The organism is Thermostichus sp. MS-CIW-23 (assembly GCF_054059455.1).
Genome location: NZ_JBSSCC010000001.1, coordinates 130,479 through 151,309, shown reverse-complemented (window position 1 = coordinate 151,309; position 20,831 = coordinate 130,479). Strand labels below are relative to the sequence as shown.

Here is a 20,831-nt window from a genome sequence, read left to right as displayed (position 1 = left end):
TCCATTCCAGATTTGGACAAGCTAGACTTACAAAGGACGCTAATCCCGATCAAAAGTCAATATAATCCGCTTTTCTTGTGCAGCTCTAGCCAAGACCTCGAAATCTTTAGTACCTGGAGCTTCCTCTGAGAGCGATGCCACATCTAAGCCAGCATCTCGCAATAGACAGATACTTAAGCGTGGAAAATTTTCATTGACGAGAAATTGCATCAACTGACTTTATCTGAAAAACTGTAGAAGTTCATTTCACGCATACATTCTTGGATATAGCTAAACATAGCCCTAAGTGCTTCTGGAGTCAGCGTAGGGTAGTTTTCCAAAATCTGCTTTTCCGTCCAGCCTGCCGAAAATAGCCCCAAAATAAATTCCACCGATAGGCGACTTCCTCTGAAAACTGGCTTACCCAGGAGAATATCGGGATCCGAATGAATATAGTCTTCCCAGTTCACGGCTTAGGGCCCTAAGAGCTACCATGATCGATGGTATCGCTGGAGATCTCCCTTGTCCATCATCCCCCTTGCTTGGAAAGATAAGCCGAGTTTGATCGAGCGGCTCTTGCCTGCCCAAAAAATCAGCGCCGAAGCGCAAAAGGAACGCAAAGCTGGGGCTGGCCAAACCCTCACGGCGTTGGGGAGCTATTGGAAAGGGCGCAAACCTCTGATCCTGGCCAAAGCTTGCGTATTGGGGGCATTGCTACCTGCAACGGATAACCCCGAAGCCGATCTGGAAGTGTTTGAGTTGCTGATGGGCATTGCTGACAGCAGTTTGGAACGCCGTCTGAAATCGCAACGGGATAAACCCAAATTGGCACAAGGCTCTTACCTCGAAAAACTGGAACTCTGCAAACGCCCGGAAGAATGCGACGATGCCACCCTCTACGGCCCCATTTGGGATCGGGTGAACCAACATTTGGGGACAAATGCCCACAGTTTCCCGGAATTGGTGGAACAACTGGGGATTTTGCGGTTTGGGCATCGCCCACGAGTGGGGGATACTTTTTGCGGCAGCGGTCAAATTCCCTTTGAGGCGGCAAGGTTAGGGTGCGATGTCTATGCCAGCGACCTCAATCCCATTGCCTGTATGCTCACTTGGGGAGCGCTGAATATCGTGGGAGCCGATGAAGCCACCCGTCGGGAAATTGAAGCAGCCCAAAAAGCAGTGGCTGAGGCGGTGGATCGGGAAATTACTGCTCTAGGCATTGAGCATGATGAGCACGGCAACCGCGCCAAAGCCTATTTGTATTGCCTGGAAACTCGTTGCCCTCACACGGGCTGGATGGTGCCAATGGCTCCCAGTTGGGTGATTAGCAAAACCCGCAAGGTGGTGGCCAAGTTAATCCCCAATTACGACCAAAAACGTTTTGAAATTGAAATTGTATCCGGGGTCAGCGAAGCGGAAATGACCGCCGCCGCCAAAGGCACGGTGCAAAAGGGCGATTTGGTGTACGTGCTGGGTGGAGAAGAGTACCGCACGCCTATTAAAACCATCCGAGGCGATTACCGCCTTCCCGATGGCACCACCGGCAATAAACTGCGCCGTTGGGAAAAGCACGATTTTATGCCTCGCCCCGACGACATTTTTCAGGAACGGCTGTATTGCATTCAGTGGATCACCGCCGAAACCTTGGGCAAAAGCCGTCAAGAAACCTTTTTTGCCAGCGTCACCCCCGCCGACCTAGAACGAGAGCGCAAAGTAGAGCAAATCGTTAGAGAAAACCTTGCCGCTTGGCAAGAAGCTGGTTTAGTACCCGATATGCCGATTGAACCTGGAGAAAAAACCGATGAGCTAATTCGCACGCGGGGCTGGACGTATTGGCATCATTTGTTTAATGCACGACAGCTTTTTGTGAATGCGCTTTATTCTAAGAACATCAAATATCAAAAAAGAGCCTCAGAACTTGCCTTGATTTTCTCAAAGTCATTGGATTGGTCAGGACGTTTAACGAAATGGGACTCAAATGATGGTTGTGATAAAGTATCAAACGTTTTTACTAATCAAGCTCTCAATACATTTTTTGATTGGGGAATACGAGGTGTCAAATACTACGAGAATCATACGCTTAGTACAGATTGGAACAAGGGTAAAGCTCAAATCCTGTCCTCAAGCTCTATAGTTGCTTCACCTGCCAGGGAAGTTCTTGAGTCCAGTAACATTTTCATCACCGATCCACCGTATGCGGATGCAGTGCGTTACCACGAGATCACGGAATTTTTCATCGCGTGGTTGCGCAAGAATCCCCCCAAAGAATTTGCCGATTGGGTGTGGGACAGTCGCCGGGCGTTGGCCATTCAGGGCAAGGGGGAAAAGTTCCGTCAGGATATGATTGCTGCCTACACTGCCTTGGCAAACCACATGCCCGACAACGGCTTGCAAATTGTGATGTTCACCCATCAGGATGCCGAAGTGTGGTCGGATATGGCCAGCATCATGTGGGGGGCGGGCTTGCAAGTTACAGCCGCTTGGTACATTGCCACCGAAACCACTTCTGAACTCAAAAAGGGCGGTTATGTGCAAGGCACGGTGTTGCTGGTGGCGCGTAAGCGGTTGCAAGATACTTCTGCCTATCGGGATGAGCTGGTGGAAGAGGTGCGGCAAGAAGTTGCCCATCAGATTGAAACTATGGTGGGGCTAAATCAAAGCACCCAAGGCAAGGGGCGCACCGAAAACCTGTTTGAAGATGCCGATTTGCAAATGGCAGGTTATGCGGCAGCGTTGCGGGTATTGACGGGCTACCGGCGCATTGATGGACAGGATATGGTGGCAGCAGCCCTGCGCCCCCGACCCAAAGGCGAAAGAGATATCGTTCGGGAAATTATTGATTATGCCGTGCAGGTTGCCAATGAGCATCTTGTACCTGAAGGCATCGCGCAGGGGGTGTGGGAGGGGTGCTGTGGTGCAGAGCGCTTTTATCTGAAAATGATGGAACTGGAAGCGGTAGGGCTGAAGAAGCTGGACAACTACCAGAACTTTGCCAAGGCATTTCGAGTTGGCGACTATGGCGAATTGATGGCCTCTCAGCAGCCCAACAATGCCCGACTCAAAAATGCTCTAGACTTCAAGAAGAGCAGCTTTGAGGGCGAATTTGGCCGCTCAGCACTGCGAGCCGTTTTGTTTGCTCTCTACGAACTGCAGAAAGAGGCGGATAGCGATGAGGTGATGGAACACCTGCGGTCTTTGGTGCCCAACTACCACATGCGCCGGGATGATTTGGTGGCTTTTTGTCAATACATTGCCCGCAAGCGAGAACACCGCTATCCAGAAGAGTCCTCAGCCGCCGGGATCTTGCTCGCCCTTATCAGAAATGAACGCTTGGGTTGAAGAAGAAGTTATAGGATTAACTCACTCACAAGTTGTATTGCCAGGGCTTCCTTCAAGCTCAGCATCTGAGTTAAAGTATTTCTCAACAATCGACTTTATTTGGTTAACATAAGCTATAGCCTTGTCCGCATTTTTTTGTTTGTAGTATTCCAAGGGGACAATATCTACAGCTCCATAAAAAGCCAACTCCCTATCTTTGCGCATCTCAAATGATATGTTTTCCAGCAAGGCTATTTCCTCGTCAGAAAGCTCTGGGAACCGTTCTCTATTTTCTGCTACTTGGCCACCAGGGTCATGGGTTTTGCCGTAGTTTATTCCCTTAATGATTAGGCAAGCTTTGATGAATAACTCAATGATTTCTTGGCACATCCGAACTACATCAGCGTAATCGCCAACCTCATAGAAGAATGACAACGCTTGGATGCGATAATTAGCCCTTTGATAGTAGTCTCTTGCTAATTTCTTTCTCATCGTTATTCACCCAATAGGGGATCCCCCGGCATACTTTATACGTAATTAAACTGTCACAGATGAGTTGATTGACTATATCCCTGATCTGCGTGATGCAGTTCTGCTTTTCATAGATGATGTGGTGGTTGGTAGCCACTTCATAAGTCAAGCTGGCTGGCCTGCATAGCTCTGTGGGCTTTAGCAAGATAAAGTTTATCTCCAAGCCAAGAAGTTTTTCTAGATCCCTGCAGGTAGGAAGCAGTAAGTCATCTCTGCTTCTGCAATCGGGTATATTCTCTGCAATTACTAATAAATCGAGGTCAGAGCCGTGAACCCATGAATTATTGGCGCGGGATCCATAGACAACAATAGCCCACAGATCCGAGCCAAAGACGGATTGAATTTTCTCTTGAATAAGCCGCGCTTGTGCTTCGGATATTCCTATGCTGCGCTTCTCTCTGCCCTGAAAGCCTGCAGACTCTTGTACGGTTGACATGGCTACCTTGCGCTGATCAGCTTATTCTGCAAAGACGCTGCTTGCGCCTTCGGCTGCTCATTTTAAGGCTAGAGTATTGTTACAATTTTACCCCAGCCCGCCATGTCCAGCACTTCTTTCCTACGCCGTTTCAGTTCCCGCCAGCAGCGGCTCAGCCATGTCTTTCTCAAAGATCGCCTGGCAAAGGCACGCACCTACAAGCGCATTGCTGGGTACTTTCGCTCTTCTATTTTTGAATTGGTGACTGAAGAGATTACACACATCGAGCAGGTGCAGATCGTCTGTAACAGCGACTTGGATCCCTGGGATATTGCCATCGGCAAAGCTTCCCGCCAGGCCAGAGAAATGGCGCTCAAAGAAAAATGGAACGAAGAGAAAGGAGAATTGATCACCAGCCTATTACAGCGCCCCCGCTACCGTCAACTTTACGAAATCCTCAAAAGCGGCAAAGTGGAAGTGCGAGTGGTGTCAGCCGCAGATGCCCCCTTTCTCCACGGCAAAGCAGGTGTTATTGAGGCAAGAGATGGCACCAAATCTGCTTTTATCGGCAGCCTCAACGAAACGCGGCAGGGATGGCAAGAGCATTACGAAATTGTCTGGGAAGACCAGTCGCCAGAAGGGGTTGCTTGGGTCGAAGCGGAGTTTCAGTACCTGTGGGAACGGAGTGTTCCTCTGCCAGAAGCGATTGTGGAAGAGGTGGGGCGATTATCTCGCAAGGTAGAGGTATTTCTTCAAGACTTGCAACCTGTCGATGTTCCTGGAGCCGCATTGGTGGAAGCCCCTCTCTATCGCCGGGGTGAGGTTCTCAAACCATGGCAGCAGTCGTTTGTGGAAATGTTCCTGGAACACCGAGAGCTGTATGGTGCAGTGCGACTCATTCTGGCAGATGAAGTGGGGCTGGGTAAAACCTTGTCTTTGGCGGTTGCGGCGATGGTGGCGTGCCTTTTGGAAGATGGGCCAGCCTTAATTCTTTGTCCGGCTACCCTCTGCCAGCAGTGGCAAGTGGAACTCAAAGATAAACTGGGCATTCCCTCTGCTGTGTGGCTCTCCAACCGCAAGGTATGGCAAGATGCCAATGGGCACATCATCAAAACCAAGGGTGCTGAAGGTATTGGCCGTTGCCCCTATCAAATTGGTATTGTTTCTACGGGTCTCATCTTTCACAATGCCCCCGAAGCCCAATGCCTTTTGGAACGACGCTTTGGCACGATTGTCCTGGATGAGGCCCACCGCGCCCGCTGTACCCGTGGTGTCACGGTAAGGGATCCCAAACCCAACAATCTCTTGGACTTTATGGGCAAGGCGGCCACCCAGTCCAAGCACGTCCTTTTGGGCACAGCCACCCCCATCCAAACCCATGTTGAGGAACTGTGGGATCTGCTGGGAGTGCTCAACAGCGGTGCCGAGCATGTGTTGGGACGACGGCATCAGCAGTTGTGGCAGCAGACGCAAAGGATCCTGCCCATCTTGACAGGACAACAAGCAGTGACCGACGAGCATTTTGCCTGGAATTTGCTCCGCAATCCTCTGCCGCCATCTGTTGAGGATCCCTTGTTTGACCACATCCGCAGCGATCTGAAGCTCTTCAAAGGTCAACACTTCACAGATAAGCCCCTGACGGAATTGGAGGACTTCACCCGCCAAGAACTGCGAGATGCCCTGGAAGAGCGCCAACAGGGGCTGACTTTTTTCCAGCGACACAACCCAATTCTGCGCCATACCGTATTGCGAAAACGCTCTACCTTGGAAGAATTGGGCTTGCTTGAGCGGATTGCCGTCGATATTTGGCCGAGCGAGGGAGAGCAATTGCCCATGTTCTGTGGGCTGGGTTTGCTCACTTCTCCCGAATTTGATGTGGCCTATGAAGCTGCCCAAGATTTTGCTAGGGCTTTGAGACAGCGTACCCAATCCGCTGGGTTTATGAAAAGCATCATGCAAAGCCGGATCTGCTCCAGTATTGCCAGCGGCCTATCTACGGCTCAGAAACTACTGGAAAAGCGGCGTTTTTTTGAGGAGGACGGAGAAGAAGATTGGCTGTTAGACAACCTTCCAGAGATTTTAGAGGCAGAATATGCCCATTTGGAGCGCATTGTTAGCGTCTTGAGCCAAAAGAGCACGGATCCCAAACTCGATGCCGTCCTCTATTTCCTACAGGAACGACACTGGCTGGACTTGGGATGCATCATTTTCAGCCAGTATTTTGATACCGCCCATTGGGTGGCCAACAACCTGAGCCAACGTCTGCCTCAAGAAAGTGTGGCTCTCTATGCAGGCGCCCACAAGTCGGGTTTGTTTTTTGCCGGAGAATGGCGGAGCGCAGAGCGGGAAGATATCAAGAGAGCCGTGCGAGAGCGTACCATTCGGCTGGTGGTGGCCACCGATGCTGCTTGTGAAGGTCTGAATCTCCAAACTTTGGGCACGCTGATCAACATTGATCTCCCTTGGAATCCTTCCCGCCTAGAGCAGCGCATCGGGCGGATCAAGCGCTTTGGTCAGACCCGCGACCGTGTGGACATGCTCAACCTGGTGTACCACGGTACCCACGACGAAAAGGTATACGAGGTGCTTTCTCAGCGGATGAAAGATCGCTACGACTTGTTCGGTTCTTTGCCCGATACTATCGAAGATGAGTGGATTGAGAATATCGAAACTCTGGAGGCCAAATTGCAGGAGTTTACAGAGCGCAAGAAACAGGCCAACGCTTTTGAGCTGCGCTACGCAAGCACAGTTGAACCAAAAGGCCCAAGATGGGAGACCTGCGAAAAGGTGTTGTCCCGTCGGGATATTGTGGAACGTCTTTCAGAAGGGTGGTAGCCATATATCAGCCAATTCGATATGCTTCTGCCAATGGGCTGGAAAAAGTTGCCTCTGACCACGAGTTAATACGGGCGGAAGTGCCTTGACCATGCTAGGCTCCAGCCCGAAAAATCTGCTCAGCCGTGAGGTTTAATTCAGGGAAAACTTTAGAGCGAATCCGGTCATTGCCCCGAAATAATTGCGCCTGATATTCCTCATTGACCAGTTGGAAAACCGAGATTGTGGGAACCTTCGGCTCGCCAATGTACCGACGACCCCCCAACGCTTGGTAGTCAACGATCCAGTATTCGGCAATACCTAACGTCTCGTAGTCACTCAGCTTATGCCAGTAGTCATCTCGCCAGTTGTTGCTGGTAATTTCAATGACAAGAGGAATAGAGGTTCCGTGGATGAGCGTCGAGGATTTCTGCCACAGGGGTTCTCTGGCCAAGGCGGTACGGTCAATCACCACCCCATCAGGAGCGTAGGCAGTATCGCCTTCCGGCGCCTTGATCAAGGTGTCCCGACCTAGAAAATAGTTGAGGTTGCACCTGCGGATTTCTAATGCCAATTCGATGGCAAGAAAACCACTGATTTCATCATGTTTCCCTGTGGGTTGCATCTCAACCGCAACTCCGTTGTGTAGTTCGTATCGTCTGTTAGGTTTCCACTCCAGAAACTCAGCAAAAGTCATTGGCTTAGAAGACACAGCATAGGTAGCAGTCATAGTTTTTCCTCCCTTGAATGAGTTAAAAGGCCCTAGATACTTCTGCAAACATTGTCGCCCATCTCATCCTTTAATAGTCTTTTATGGCATAGCCGTGTAACCCTAGCCAGAGCCGGATGTAGATATCTAGCAGAATCACTTCAGGCATTCCCAACTTGCCTCATCTACGTTTCAAGTGGGGGAGTAGGTTCTTGTCAGGAGCGTGTTGCATTTGAATCTTGCTCTAATTCAATATCACCGTAAATGTCTGCCAGGGAAAAAGTGATGTTGACAGATGGCAGCGTAACAACATCATCCAGGGCATGGTAGTCCCTGAAGATCTACTCGACATTTCCCTGGCGGCGGTAGTGTTCTACACTGATTCGAGCTTGGTCAATTAGCAGATACTCCTGTAAAGTTGGGAGAGAGCGATAGGCAGCAAACTTCGCTCCTCTATCGTAGCTTTCGGTGGCAGGCGAGAGCACTTCCACAATTAAGATAGGGTTAGTGACAGTATCCTTGCGCCCTTCTTTAAGCTGAACTGGGTTTTGGATCACCATACCATCGGGATAGACATATTGTTCGAAGGCAGGTATGTAAAGTCTGAGATCACTAGAAAAAACGGAAAAACCCTTGCCTCTTAGCTTAAGCCAAAGTAGGGCATTGACACTGGTAATCAGTTGGCTATGAATGGGTGTGCCGCCAGTTATCTCAATAATTTCCCCATTGCGAAATTCACGGCGGATCCCGCCTGTGGCCTCTGATTCAGCTTCCAGGGCAAAGTATTCCTCTGAAGTGTGGGTTTTACGGGGGGCGAGGGCAGTGGTCATGGCATCTCCTCAGGCAGCGGCAGAATGGCTCAAACGGTCAGTCGGGTGTCGAGAAGCTCGACGCGGTGGCCTTCGGGTTCTCTCGGTCGCAAGTGCAGCCAACCTCTCTGTATCCTTCGTCGGCCTCTCCATGATGAGAGGTATCCTGCGATTCTGGGGTAAAGACCGGTGGTGGGGAGCCGACGCTTTTGTTATCCTGTCGCATAAGCTCCCCCCTGGGATCGCGAGGGAAAGTGGGCCAACCTTGCCTGACGCTAGATTAGATGCCAGCACAGGCCACATGATGTCGTGTCAGCAGGACTTGGTTCTCATTGGCAGGCTTGGAGAGAGGACGTGACCTGATGTTTACTTGGCTCTGGACGAAACAATTTTCTCGCTTGAATCAAAGGCTACAGAGCCTAGAGGTAGCCCGCGAGGAAAACCTTCTGTCTCCCGATCTGAGCGCTCAAACTCTGCAGGTGGCCCCCGACTTTTGGGAACGGCAGCACCAAGCCTTTGTCTATGTGGATAAGCAAATGCGAAGGCTCAGCCGTCGCAGCAAGATTTGGGGAGGAATGGCGCTGCTGGCCATTCTGGCCGATGCGGCTTTGATAGTGGCAGGTCTGGCAGCGTTCCAGTCTTGGCAGCAGGTGCAGGCGGATCGCCAATTAACTCGCATTGCCCAACAGGTTGCGGCTGTCGATCCTGTGCAGCAAGCTTTTGATGATCTGGTGGCTCAATTGCCCCAGATGAGCGGGGTAGAGCGATATCGTGCCCTAGAGGCGTTGCAGGCTCTCTCGGCTATCTCGATGGCGCACGGCGGCTATTCCTACGACGGTTCTGCGGGTATTTCTGTGTACAGCTCTGCTCTCCCAGCAACCCCTCTTGAGGCTCAACTGCAAACCATTTACCGGTTGGGGCAAATGCGGGTGGTGGAGGCGGTGCCGGCTTTGCTGACCAAGCTTGCGGACGATGAACCGGTGGTGCGGGAGGCGGCGGCCCGTGCCCTCGGCCAAATCGGGGATCCGCGCGCCTTGGGTCCCTTGCACGATCTTCTGGCCTATGAGCCCAATGAGTTGGTTCAAGATGCCGCTATTGCTTCGATTGCCCAACTGCTGCGCTGAAGAGAGGGTTAGATGGGGGTGGGAGTTGAGGCACTGGGGATGAGTATCGGCAAAATGAGCAGGCTGGGCAAACTGCTGGGGGTGATTTGTTGGGTGTGGGGATCCGCTCTGCCGGTTTGGGCGCAGGATCCCTTCCGCAGCGGGGACAATGCCCGCCCCATCAGCCCAGAGGTAGCCGCAGCTTTTGAAGAGTTCTTCTGTGCAGGCCGCTACAGCCAGAGCCGGGAAAAACTGGAAATGGCCAAGAAGGCCTCCCCCGAAGAGCCGATGGTCTATGCCCTGTTGGCGGCGCTGGCTTATCAGGAGGGAGACCTGGAAGCATTTGCCCAGTTGGCCACTCAAACCCGACAGGTGGCCGCCGAGTTGAAAAAGACGGATCCCTTGCGGGGCAACCTTTATGAGGGCGTGGGCTATGGGCTGGAGGCAGCCAACATAGTGGTGCGAGATGGGGTGGTCATCGGTTTGCCCAAGGCTCTGCCCACCCTCAATCAATTGTTTGCCTCCATCCGGGCCGCCCAGGCAGTGGACAGCAGCGATCCGGAGCTGAATCTGCTCAACGGCTACATGGATTTGCTGCTGACCTACCGGGAGAAGGCTCTAAATCAGTTTCGCATGGCAGCTCCTGACTATCTGTCCTACCGCGGCCAAGCTCTGGCCTACCGGGATATGCAGCGCTTTGACGAGGCGCTGGAGGCGGTGGATCGGGCCATTGCTGCTTCCTGCAACAACCCGGAGCTCTATTACCTCAAGGCGCAAATTCTGGTTTCCAAAGGGCAAGACCGAGAGGCCGTCCCCCTTTTCGATCAGGCCCTGCAAGCTTCCGCCCAACTGCCCCAACCTTTGGTGGAGCAAATCCAGATGGAGCGGGATCGCGCCGCCCAGCGCAGTGGGTTGACCGGCCAGTTGCCGGCCACGCCTAGCCCCTGAAGGGATCCCATGAGCCTGCGCATCAGCGGCAAACGAGCGCTGCAAACTCCCGCTGGCTTGGGCACCCGACCCACACCTGGCCGGGTGAGGCAGGCCTTGTTCAACATCTTGCAAGGGCAGGTGGAAGGCTGTCGCTGGCTGGATCTGTGCTGTGGGGCCGGTACGGTGGGGGCAGAAGCCCTGTGTCAGGGGGCCGCTTTTGTGGCCGGGATCGAGATTGCCGCCCCTGCCTGCCGCATCATCCGAGCCAACTGGGCCAAGGTGGCGCAGCCGGGGCAATCTTTCCAGGTCATTCAGGGAGATGCCCGCAAGCTGCTCAGCCGCGGCCTGAACTTGGAGCCATTTGATTACGTGTACTTTGCTCCTCCCTACGAGGCCGGTCTGTACGCCCCGCTCCTGCCCCTGATCCCGCCCTTGCTCAAGCCAGGCGGAACCCTGATCGTCGAGCATCGCAGCGGCCAGAAGCTACCAGACCAGGTGGGATCCCTGCTGCGCTTTGACCAACGAACCTATGGGCAAACGGCCCTCGCCTTCTATCGCCATCTGGAAGAGCAGCTCTAACTGGGAAAGGGGGTGCTGACAAAGCCGATTTCCAAGAGCTGCTGATAGGCTTGGGTGCCCAGCTCGCGGGTTGGGCTCTGGCTGTTGATGACCTGGATCAGCCAGCCCACAGCCTCTTCCGGTCGCCCGGCGGCGCGATAGACCACGGCCAAATCGTAGGCGGCTTGATCCCGGGCTTGGGCGGCAACACGGGCCAGCTCCCGCTGTTCTTCGGAGATGCGGTTTTGGATCCCGGCGAAGGCGCGGGAGAGATCTTGGTGGTAGTTGGAGCGCTGGTTGTAGGCGTTGAACACCTGCTGCAGCAGCTCGACAGCCTGGTCGTAGTTTTGCGCTTGGATGGCGGCATTGGCTTCGGCGGCCAGTTGTTCGGCTCGCAATGCGCTGAGGGCGCTGCTGGGTTGCTCTAGGGCGCGAAACTGCTGCGGATTGGGAATAAGCTGTTGCCCGGTGGGGAGCTGCTGAGCAGTGGCCCAGAAGGTGGAGCCCATGCCCAGGACAAGGCCGAGCAGTACGCCGAAAACCAACCGCGCCCAAGAACGGCGCAGAAGGCTGAGCCCCTGTGCGATGGCGTCCTGGCGACAGCCTTGGGAAGCAACAGCGGGACGTCGTCCGATCATGTGCGGGTAACCCCCAAAACCTTTTTTGACCCGTTCCACTCTACCCTACTCCTCGGGTCTTTGCTGCAGCTCAGGGATCCCTTTGGAGCGAGACTGGGAGGAGATGGGCTTCTTGAGCTCAGATAGAGAGGAACTGGGTGGGGAGGAGTCGGATGAGGGGTTTTCCGGCAGCAACGGTAGGTTGAGGATCAGCTCATACATGCGCAGGTATTCCAGCGCCGAGCGGTGCCAACTGAAATCGCTGGCCATGCCCCGCTTCTGCAGCGCTTGCCAGGTTTCTTTGTGCTGGAAGGCTTCCCAAGCCCGCGCCAGACAGGTGTAGAAGTCCAGGGCTTCGTAGCGGTCAAAGCAGTAGCCGGTGCCGATCCCCTTGCTGGGGATGTGGTGGCTGACGGTATCCACCAGCCCCCCCGTGCGGCGGACGATGGGCACACACCCATAGCGCATGGCGATCATTTGGCTGATGCCACAAGGTTCAAAGCGGCTGGGCATCAAAAACGCATCTGCCCCCCCGTAGATCAACTGGGCCAGCTTGGGTTGGTAGCCTTTTTGGTAGGCCATTTTGCCCGGGTGCCGCTCGGCCATCTCCCGGATCCGCCCTTCGTAGTAGGCTTCGCCGCTGCCTCCCAGCAAAACAAATTGCGCATCGCTGTAGGCCAAAAAGCGATCCAAGGCTTGGATGAGCAAGTCGATCCCTTTTTGCTCCACCAAACGGGCCACCATGCCCATCAGGAAGGTATCTGGGTTAACGGTCAAGCCCAACTTGGCCTGTAGCGTGGCTTTGTTGGTCGCCCGCCCGCTGAGATCATCGATGCTGAAATTGGCCTCTAGGTCTGGGTCGGTGCGGGGATCAAATCTGTCGATGTCGATCCCATTCAAAATCCCGCGCAGCCGTTCCCCTTTCCAGGCCAACAAGTCCTGCAGTCCTTCCCCATGCAGAGGGGTGCGAATTTCCATCGCATAGGTGGGCGAGACGGTGTTCACTTGGTCGGCGTAGAGGATCCCGGCAGCCATGGTGTTGTGGGCAGAAAAATACCAGGGCAGCCAGGTCATGCGCTCCAGTTGCCAGCGCCAGGGCCCTTGATAGGCCAGGTTGTGGATGGTGAACACCGTGCCAATATCGGGAGCTTGGTGCATCCAGGCCGGGATCATGCCGGTGTGCCAATCGTGGCAGTGGATGATGTTGGGTTTCCAGGGGTAGTAAGTCCAGGCAAATTCGGCTACGGCGTTGGCAAAAAAGGTGAAGCGCCAGAACTCGTCCTCGCCGTAGTAGATGCGGTGGGGAGCAAAGCAGTAGTGGCTGACCAAGTAGAGGGGCACATCGGTGCCGGGCAAAACGCTTTCGTAAATATCGGCCACCTGACCCATGACCTGTTTAGACCAGATGGGATCTTTCGAGCGGGGGTATTGCCCTGGTTCCTGGCCGAACTTGTCCCAGAGAAAGCCATACAGAGGCATGATGATGCGGACATCCTGCCCCAGCTTGCGCAAAACGACAGGCAGGGATCCCACCACATCCGCCATGCCCCCCACCTTGGCCAAAGGTGCTGCCTCTGCCGCTGCGAACAAAATCCTGGCTTGAACCACGCTGCCCTCCCTGGTGTTGTGGGCTCCGCTCCGCCGCCGCGAACGGATCCCGGCTCAGTTGCCCTCAGCCAAAACCCTTCCCATCCTAAAACACAAGGGATCCCTGCGCCGGATGAGCTGATGCAGCGCCTCATCTTGAGGTTATGTTGCAACTTATTGATTTTTCGTAAGATGGAAGGACAGTGCTGCTCAGAACTGTTGTGGGCGCTGCTGTATTGCACTTTATTCGTCGTCATTGTTCTGGAGAGACGTCCTATGACCATAGCGGTAGGGCGCGTGCGTCAGGAGCGAGGATGGTTCGACATCGTCGATGACTGGCTCAAGCGCGACAGATTCGTGTTCATCGGCTGGTCCGGGCTGCTGCTGTTCCCCTGCGCTTACCTAGCCCTGGGCGGCTGGCTCACCGGCACCACCTTTGTAACTTCCTGGTACACCCACGGGTTGGCCAGCTCCTACCTGGAAGGGTGCAACTTTTTGACCGTAGCCGTCTCCACCCCCGCCGACAGCATGGGGCACAGCCTGCTGCTGCTGTGGGGCCCCGAAGCCCAGGGGGACTTCACCCGCTGGTGCCAGATTGGGGGGCTGTGGACCTTTGTGGCCCTGCACGGAGCGCTGGGGCTGATTGGCTTTATGCTGCGGCAATTTGAGATTGCCCGGCTGGTGGGGGTGCGGCCCTACAACGCCATTGCGTTTAGCGCGCCGATAGCGGTGTTTGTGAGCGTGTTTTTGATTTACCCGCTGGGGCAGAGCAGCTGGTTTTTTGCGCCCAGCTTTGGGGTGGCGGGGATTTTCCGCTTTTTGCTGTTTTTCCAGGGGTTCCACAACTGGACGCTGAACCCGTTCCACATGATGGGGGTGGCTGGCGTTTTGGGTGGAGCGCTGCTGTGTGCCATCCATGGGGCGACGGTGGAGAACACCCTGTTTCAGGATGGGGAGGCGGCCAGCACCTTTCGGGCTTTTGAGCCGACGCAGTCGGAGGAGACCTACTCGATGGTGACGGCCAACCGGTACTGGAGCCAGATTTTTGGGATAGCGTTTTCCAACAAGCGGTGGCTGCACTTTTTCATGTTGTTTGTGCCGGTGACGGGTTTGTGGATGTCGAGCATTGGGGTAGTGGGGTTGGCGCTGAACCTGCGGGCGTATGACTTTATCAGTCAGGAGGTGCGGGCAGCGGAAGACCCTGAGTTTGAGACGTTTTACACGAAGAACATTTTGCTGAACGAGGGGATTCGGGCGTGGATGGCGCCGCAGGACCAGCCCCATGAGCGCTTTGAGTTCCCTGAAGAAGTCCTCCCCCGCGGCAATGCGCTCTAAAGGAAGCTACCCTGGCTGCGTCAGGGATCCGCTCCCGGCGAATCTTGAGTAATCAAAAATCAAAAACTAAAGAGTTCAGGGATCCCTCATGGGATCCCTTTTTGTGTTGGGCGCGAGGTGGCTAGGAGGGGATCCCGTCTCGCAGGCGGGCGCGAATGGCTTGCCAGATCTGTTCAACCAATTGGGGCGGGCTGGTTTCTGACCGGATGGGCACCCGCACGTCGGCTTGGGCGTAGAACGGCTCTCGCTCTTGCATCAGCTTGTGCAGGGCAGCTTGGGGGTCGGGGGTTTGCAGCAGGGGGCGTTGGCCGGGATCCCGCTTGAGCCGCTGCCAAATCAGCTCGGGGGTCGCATCCAGCCAAACGGTGAGGCCATGGTGCAAGTAGCTCCAATTTTTGGGGCGCAACACAATGCCGCCGCCTGTGGCGATCACCAACCGGGTGTAGCTGCTCAACTGGGCCAACACCTGCGTCTCCAGATCCCGGAAGTAGGCTTCCCCATGCTCGGCGAAGATCTGAGCGATGGAAGAACCCCCCACCTGCTCCACCAGACCATCGGTGTCGAAAAATTGAAAGCGCAACTGGGCTGCCAGCTCCGATCCCACGGTGGATTTGCCGCTGCCCATCATCCCAATGAGATAAACATTTACGCCGCGCAGGCGCTCAACTTCCTCGGGGTGGATCATGGGAAAGGTACCTAGATATAGCCATGCTCGGCCAGAAACTCCAGAGAAACGCTGCTCTCGGGGGGCAGCAAGCCCAGCAATTTTTCCACATACTTGCCCAAAATATCCGCCTCTATGTTGACGGGATCCCCAACTTGGAGCTGGGAAAGGTTGGTCTCGCGGTAGGTTTGGGGGATCACAGCCACCTTGAACCAGCAGCCCCCTTGGCGCACCTCAGCAATGGTCAAGCTCACCCCATTCACCGCCACGCTGCCCTTGGGTACGATGTAACGCCCGATCTCTTCGGGAACCTTGAAGCTCAGCTCCCAGGCGTTGCCAGTGGCGGCTTGATCCCACAGTTGCCCCACCCCATCGATATGGCCGCTGACAAAATGCCCCCCTAACTTGTCTCCTACCCGCAGCGCCGGTTCCAGGTTGACTGTGCGCGGGCCGAGGGATCCCTGGCCCCAAGTCGAGCGCCGCAGGGTTTCCGGCGAAACATCGGCCAAAAATCCATCGGGCAGAATCTCCACCACCGTCAGGCAAAGGCCGTCCACCGCCACGCTATCTCCATAGGCCAACTGAGGTTGCAACCGGGGACAGGTAACCCGTAGCTGCGAAGAATTGATCAACTGGGCTGTGCCCAAACTTCGAACCAGACCCGTAAACATTGCTTTGGCTCCTTAGGTTTTGCCGGCTGCCTTTTTGGCTTTCTGTTTTTCTCGCTCTTTGGCTCGTTTTTCGGCAGCGATTCGCTCTTGTCGGGCTTTCTCTTTCTCTTCAGCGATCTTTTCTAGATAGTAGTGATAGTTGCCCTGGTAGGCGACCAACTCTCCGTTGCGAATCTCTACAATCTTGTTGGCCACTTTTGAGATAAAGTAGCGGTCGTGAGAAACAAGGATCACCGTGCCATCGTAATGCTGTAAAGCTTCTTCCAGCATCTCTTTGGCCGGGATATCTAAGTGGTTGGTGGGCTCATCCAAAATCAGTAGGTTGGCCGGCTGAAGTAGCATTTTCGCCAACGCCAAGCGGGCTTTTTCTCCCCCGCTCAAAGCCGCTACTTTCTTAAAAACGGCGTCGCCGCTGAACAAAAAGCGACCCAACAGCGTGCGCACTTCTTCGTTTTTCCAGTCGGGCACTTCGTCATGGATGGTGTCCAAGACGGTTTTGCTCAGATCCAAAGCCTCTGCTTGATTTTGCTCGAAGTAGGCAGGGATCACATTGTGTGCTCCCAATTTCACAGATCCCTCGGTAGGTTGCTCTAGGCCGGTGATAAGACGCAGCAGGGTGGATTTTCCTGCCCCATTGGGCCCCAGAAAGGCGACGCGATCCCCACGCTCGATCAACAGCTCCGCACCCAAAAACAAAATCTTATCTCCATAAATGTGCGTCAAATTCTCGATCTTCACCACCTCGCGACCACTGCGGGGAGCAGGGGGAAAGCGAAACTTGAGGGTACGCACGTCGCCAATGGGCGCTTCGACCCGCTCGATCTTTTCCAGTTGTTTTTCGCGGCTTTTGGCCTGAGTGCTGCGGGTGGCACTGGCCCGGAAGCGATCGATGAAGGTTTGTTGCCTTTCAATTTCCTTTTGCTGACGTTCGTAGGCAGCTTGTTGTGCCTCTCGCCGTTCAGCTTTTTGGAGTAGGTATTGAGAATAGTTACCCAAGTATGTCGTAGAAACTCCTCGCTCCGTCTCCACAATTTGGGTGCAAAGCCGATCCAAAAACTCTCGATCATGAGAAACAATCACCATGGGGATCGTCAAGCTCTTGAGGTAGTTTTCCAGCCACTCAATGGTCTCCAAGTCTAGGTGGTTGGTCGGCTCGTCTAGCAACATCAAATCGGGTTTTTGCAGCAGGATTTTCCCCAGGCTGATGCGCATCTGCCAGCCGCCGCTGAAGGCGCTCACCAACCGATCCCCGTCCTCCGGCTCAAACCCCATTTCCGGCAGGATTTTCTCAATACGCGCCTCCAGTTCATAGCCATGTAAACTCTCAAATTGGCGCTGTAGACGATCTAGACGGCGCAAAAGGGTTTCCAACGTGTCCGCGTCCGCCTGCTCCATCTGTTGGGTGATTTGGGCAATTTCTTGGTGAATGCGGTTTTCCTCTTGAAAGACTGTCCAGAACTCTTCTCGCACCGTTCGGGCGGGATCCACTCCAAATTCTTGGGTGAGATAGGCGATGCGCAGGTTGGCGGGGCGGATCACCTCGCCGCTGGTCGGTTCTTCTTGCCCGCAGATAATCTTGAGCTGGGTGGTCTTTCCGGCCCCGTTTACTCCCACTAGGCCGACGCGATCCCCAGGCTTAACTTCCCAGTTCACATCCTTGAGCACCTCACCGGTGGGATAGATTTTGCTAATGTGTTCCAGTCGCAGCATAATGCTCCTTGGGGATCGGGACCAATTGGAGAAGTGTGGCGTTTTCTTTACATTCTTTACTCGATTTTACGTATTCTTGGGATCCCTGTCCATGGATCCTGAGCAATTTCTGCTTGATTTCTCCCTCTCATTGATCTTGCCGGGATCCACGACAGCGTTTAATATTTCTGGTTTGCCTTCAGAAGTGCCTGCTGAACCCTGTTCGATCTTTTTTCATGTCTTCAGGGCTTGTTTATCGGTACCCTTAGTATGGACTCTTTTGCCAGAAGCCTTGTGAGGCTTCTCTAAGGCTTAAACGACCTCTAATGCCAGCGGGGAAAAGCCAGTTCCTGAGAGAGATTGAAGTAGCCGGTCGTGATGACAATGAGGAAGGTTGATCGGATAAGTTTTCAGTGTATGGGATGCTTACTTCGTCTCTTGTTTCTGAAATCCCCGGCAACCTATTTTTCTCTTTTGGGCATGTCCTAATGAGCTATCAATCCATTGACATTAGCAGTCAGCCCAGACAAGTTATGGTCTCTTGAGTTGACTTCTTATCTAACATAAAACCTTTGTTGATTTTGACAGGAAAGCCAATGGCGATGGGGATCAACTCAGAAGGACACTACGCCTTGGCTTGATCCTCGAGGGAACGGGGGGATCCCTGAAACAGGGCAGGATGACCTGTTCTGCCTCCCTGAACCGACAGAGGATTTTGTCTGTGGGCAGGCGGCTGTTGGGCCAGAAGCCGCTTCACCTCTGCATTAAGCTGACTTTCGTTGAAGGGCTTGGTCAAGTAGGCGGTTGCCCCCGACCATTTGCCGCGGATGCGGGCCAGCAGACCATCGCGAGCGGTAACCATCAGGATGGGAAGGGACTTAAACTCTTCCAAGCTACGTACAATGCGGCAAAGCTCCAGACCATCGATCCCCGGCATGGCGATATCCATCAACAACAGGTGGGGCCGATGCTGAAACAACAAAGGAAGCACCTCGGCGGGGTTGCCCGTTGTAATCACCTGATAGTTGAGCAAATACTGCCGTAGGATTTCCTGCATCACCACGCTGTCGTCCACCGCCAAGATGGTTATCGGGTTGTGGCGCTTGGTCTGCAGCAGCTCTTGGGGTGTTTGTAGGCTGACCAAACCTTTTTTCGCCCAGGAGGCAAAGAGATTGGCCACCTCCAGCCGATCCCGGCACAGCTTCTTGGCGATCACCTCCAGCGACTGGCCATCTTTGGTGAGGGTGTGGAGCTTCTGTCGTTGCTCATCGGTGATGCGGTAGCGGTTGACCCGTTCCCAATTGACCACCGGCACCGCCAGCATAGTTGGGATCGCCACCTTCAAATCTGCCCAGCGATCGTGGCGCCGGGCGGCTTCTTGCAGCAGCGGCTCCAACTCAAACCCGCCAATGGGGGCCTCTTGGGCGACCTGCTCCTGCACCTCAAAGTAACAGGTGCCTGCCCGTTCGAATAGGTAGCGGTCGAAATCGGTAAGCAGGTTGAGCCACAGGGCATCTTCCAGCTCCCCCGGCTTGAGCAGGCCCAATTGCGTGATAGCCTCCAGCAGCTCAGGTAAGGAATGGTCTTTCATCAAGCGCTCTTGCACCACCGAGATGGCCCGCTGTGGCCATTCCAAGTTGAGGCGAGGAATAAAGCGGGAGAGTCGTTTCAGCAGGATTTGCGTGTTGAGGGGTTGATCGGCAGAAAAAAGCAGCCTGCCGTGGTAGTAGGTCAACACCCAGGGTTCCGCACCCTCAGAGGGATCCAGTCCCTTGAGGTGAATGTGCAGATATCCAGTGGTAAACCGCCAACCTTGCTGCCTGAGCAGTGGCGCAAGTTCCTCCGAGCCGAACACAAAACGGGACATGCAGCGTTCTCCGGGCCAACTTCTTCAGGCCAAATGAGCAGCGATTCACCTCAGCCACACGCTCAAACCGTCGAAAGGAGAGCTTCAGAGAGCTCACTTATTTTAACAACTGGCTGATCTTAGCTTTCCCGGCCATTCCTTTACAGCAAGGGAATACCGCTTTGCCAACCAGGATATACACCCATGCAATCCCATATGCAGTGCCTTGAAGGATTACCATTGCAAGGCTAGGGTCCGGCTATGGCTCTATCTTTCTAAATTGAGAGCCTGCCGTTGGGCTTGTAGCAATTCTTGGATCCCGGCTTGGGCCATCTCCAACATTTGTAGCAGTTGCGGGCGACTGAAGCAGGCGGCTTCGGCAGTGCCCTGGATCTCGATGAAGGATCCCTGCTCGTTCATAACAATGTTCATGTCCACCTCGGCTTGGCTGTCTTCCTCATAGCACAGATCCACAAGTACCTCTCCCTGCACAATTCCTACTGAAAGGGCCGCCACCTGCTGCCGCAGCGGGGATCCCTGGGCCGGATCCAGCGCCCCCTGTTTGTACAGCCAAGTGATGGCGTCGTGCAGAGCCACATAGCCCCCTGTGATCGCGGCGGTGCGCGTTCCGCCATCGGCCTGCAGCACATCGGCATCGACGGTGATGGTACGGGATCCCAGCTTGCGAAAATCCAAGGCGGCGCGCAGACTGCGCCCGATGAGCCGTTGAATCTCGGCAGTACGGCCCGATAGTTTCAACATTTCCCGCGGCTGTCGTTGTTGCGTGGCTCCGGGCAACATGCGGTACTCAGCCGTCAGCCAGCCTTGGCCGGTGTTCTGCAGAAAAGGGGGAACTTCTTCGGCCACACTGGCGGTGCAAAGGACATGGGTATGGCCGAACTTGACCAACACCGAGCCAGGGGCATAGCGGGTAAAGTGGCGCTCAAAAGAAACCGGGCGCAATTGAGCAGCGGTGCGATTATCTGGGCGTTGCCAGCTCATGGACAGTTCAAAAAGGGATCCCTCGCATTGTCAACCATGTCTGCCCAATGCGGCTCAGGACTTGGAATCTTTGCAGAACATGACTGGGGCGACGGCTGCGGACGGAATTGGTCTGGGAAGGCAAGGACGACAAGTGTAGCAACCGCCGCAAATTGGATATTGCCGGGTATGCCACCTCTACGCGGAAGAAAGTGAAGCACTTGTGAGCAGCAAAACTTCTAGCGGCTGATCTCAACCCTCAGCTGCCCTACTTA

The 20,831-nt window shown here is 54.5% G+C and carries 19 protein-coding genes; 6 read left to right on the top strand and 13 right to left on the bottom strand.

Going from position 1 to position 20,831, the window contains the following annotated elements; all coding sequences use genetic code 11:
* Window positions 1-39: 39 nt before the first annotated feature.
* Window positions 40-210, bottom strand: a complete 171-nt coding sequence (locus ACVW0B_RS00720) for a DUF5615 family PIN-like protein (RefSeq protein WP_187147225.1) — start codon at window positions 208-210, stop codon at window positions 40-42.
* Window positions 210-449: a DUF433 domain-containing protein gene (locus tag ACVW0B_RS00715; protein WP_011433325.1), complete on the bottom strand. Its 240-nt coding sequence runs from the start codon at window positions 447-449 to the stop codon at window positions 210-212. The genes ACVW0B_RS00720 and ACVW0B_RS00715 overlap by 1 nt, the downstream gene beginning before the upstream one ends.
* A 52-nt stretch (window positions 450-501) precedes the next feature.
* Between ACVW0B_RS00715 and ACVW0B_RS00710 the strand changes: the two genes are divergently transcribed.
* The gene (locus ACVW0B_RS00710; protein WP_457490701.1) at window positions 502-3,318 is read left to right on the top strand and encodes an anti-phage-associated DUF1156 domain-containing protein; all 2,817 of its coding nucleotides are present in this window, start codon (window positions 502-504) and stop codon (window positions 3,316-3,318) included.
* Window positions 3,319-3,339: 21 nt separating this feature from the next.
* On the opposite strand, the gene ACVW0B_RS00705 is transcribed toward ACVW0B_RS00710, so the two are convergent.
* On the bottom strand, window positions 3,340-3,789 hold the full coding sequence (locus ACVW0B_RS00705; RefSeq protein WP_414357408.1) for a HEPN domain-containing protein: 450 nt from the start codon (window positions 3,787-3,789) through the stop codon (window positions 3,340-3,342).
* Window positions 3,749-4,264, bottom strand: a complete 516-nt coding sequence (locus tag ACVW0B_RS00700; RefSeq protein WP_414357407.1) for a nucleotidyltransferase domain-containing protein — start codon at window positions 4,262-4,264, stop codon at window positions 3,749-3,751. The genes ACVW0B_RS00705 and ACVW0B_RS00700 overlap by 41 nt, the downstream gene beginning before the upstream one ends.
* Window positions 4,265-4,366: 102 nt before the next feature.
* Here ACVW0B_RS00700 and ACVW0B_RS00695 point away from each other — a divergent pair, with 102 nt between their 5' ends.
* On the top strand, window positions 4,367-7,078 hold the full coding sequence (locus tag ACVW0B_RS00695; RefSeq protein ID WP_011433328.1) for a phospholipase D-like domain-containing anti-phage protein: 2,712 nt from the start codon (window positions 4,367-4,369) through the stop codon (window positions 7,076-7,078).
* A gap of 94 nt (window positions 7,079-7,172) precedes the next feature.
* Here the strand turns inward: ACVW0B_RS00695 and ACVW0B_RS00690 are convergent, their stop codons facing one another.
* The gene (locus tag ACVW0B_RS00690) at window positions 7,173-7,787 is read right to left on the bottom strand and encodes a Uma2 family endonuclease (protein WP_414357405.1); all 615 of its coding nucleotides are present in this window, start codon (window positions 7,785-7,787) and stop codon (window positions 7,173-7,175) included.
* Between the two features lie 320 nt (window positions 7,788-8,107).
* Window positions 8,108-8,596, bottom strand: a complete 489-nt coding sequence (locus ACVW0B_RS00685) for a Uma2 family endonuclease (RefSeq protein ID WP_457490700.1) — start codon at window positions 8,594-8,596, stop codon at window positions 8,108-8,110.
* Between the two features lie 341 nt (window positions 8,597-8,937).
* Between ACVW0B_RS00685 and ACVW0B_RS00680 the strand changes: the two genes are divergently transcribed.
* Genes ACVW0B_RS00680 through rsmD form a run of 3 tightly spaced genes read left to right on the top strand, consistent with a single transcriptional unit; the run spans window position 8,938 to window position 11,187 of the window.
* Window positions 8,938-9,699, top strand: coding sequence for a HEAT repeat domain-containing protein (locus tag ACVW0B_RS00680; RefSeq protein WP_457490699.1), 762 nt, complete (start codon window positions 8,938-8,940; stop codon window positions 9,697-9,699).
* Between the two features lie 12 nt (window positions 9,700-9,711).
* Entirely contained in the window at window positions 9,712-10,626 is a 915-nt protein-coding gene (locus tag ACVW0B_RS00675; protein WP_457490698.1) for a Sll0314/Alr1548 family TPR repeat-containing protein, read from the top strand.
* 9 nt (window positions 10,627-10,635) lie between these two features.
* Window positions 10,636-11,187 (top strand): 16S rRNA (guanine(966)-N(2))-methyltransferase RsmD, encoded by a 552-nt coding sequence (gene rsmD, locus ACVW0B_RS00670; protein WP_414330030.1) that lies wholly within the window; start codon window positions 10,636-10,638, stop codon window positions 11,185-11,187.
* Here rsmD and ACVW0B_RS00665 read toward each other — a convergent pair.
* Window positions 11,184-11,804, bottom strand: a complete 621-nt coding sequence (locus ACVW0B_RS00665) for a hypothetical protein (RefSeq protein WP_457490697.1) — start codon at window positions 11,802-11,804, stop codon at window positions 11,184-11,186. The genes rsmD and ACVW0B_RS00665 overlap by 4 nt on opposite strands.
* 45 nt (window positions 11,805-11,849) lie before the next feature.
* Entirely contained in the window at window positions 11,850-13,391 is a 1,542-nt protein-coding gene (glgA, locus tag ACVW0B_RS00660; RefSeq protein WP_457490696.1) for a glycogen synthase GlgA, read from the bottom strand.
* 255 nt (window positions 13,392-13,646) lie between these two features.
* Here glgA and psbD point away from each other — a divergent pair, with 255 nt between their 5' ends.
* On the top strand, window positions 13,647-14,705 hold the full coding sequence (gene psbD, locus ACVW0B_RS00655; RefSeq protein ID WP_011432491.1) for a photosystem II D2 protein (photosystem q(a) protein): 1,059 nt from the start codon (window positions 13,647-13,649) through the stop codon (window positions 14,703-14,705).
* Window positions 14,706-14,826: 121 nt separating this feature from the next.
* Here psbD and ACVW0B_RS00650 read toward each other — a convergent pair whose 3' ends face one another.
* The 5 genes from ACVW0B_RS00650 to rph all read right to left on the bottom strand — a co-directional run bounded on the left by ACVW0B_RS00650 (window position 14,827) and on the right by rph (window position 20,577).
* Window positions 14,827-15,390, bottom strand: coding sequence for a shikimate kinase (locus ACVW0B_RS00650; RefSeq protein ID WP_457403809.1), 564 nt, complete (start codon window positions 15,388-15,390; stop codon window positions 14,827-14,829).
* A gap of 11 nt (window positions 15,391-15,401) precedes the next feature.
* Window positions 15,402-16,040, bottom strand: coding sequence for a riboflavin synthase (locus ACVW0B_RS00645; RefSeq protein ID WP_414332173.1), 639 nt, complete (start codon window positions 16,038-16,040; stop codon window positions 15,402-15,404).
* Window positions 16,041-16,052: 12 nt separating this feature from the next.
* Window positions 16,053-17,750: an ABC transporter ATP-binding protein gene (locus tag ACVW0B_RS00640; RefSeq protein WP_414332172.1), complete on the bottom strand. Its 1,698-nt coding sequence runs from the start codon at window positions 17,748-17,750 to the stop codon at window positions 16,053-16,055.
* 604 nt (window positions 17,751-18,354) lie between these two features.
* Window positions 18,355-19,596, bottom strand: a complete 1,242-nt coding sequence (locus tag ACVW0B_RS00635) for a response regulator (RefSeq protein WP_457490695.1) — start codon at window positions 19,594-19,596, stop codon at window positions 18,355-18,357.
* Between the two features lie 246 nt (window positions 19,597-19,842).
* Window positions 19,843-20,577: a ribonuclease PH gene (gene rph / locus ACVW0B_RS00630; protein ID WP_011433341.1), complete on the bottom strand. Its 735-nt coding sequence runs from the start codon at window positions 20,575-20,577 to the stop codon at window positions 19,843-19,845.
* Between the last annotated feature and the right edge of the window lie 254 nt (window positions 20,578-20,831).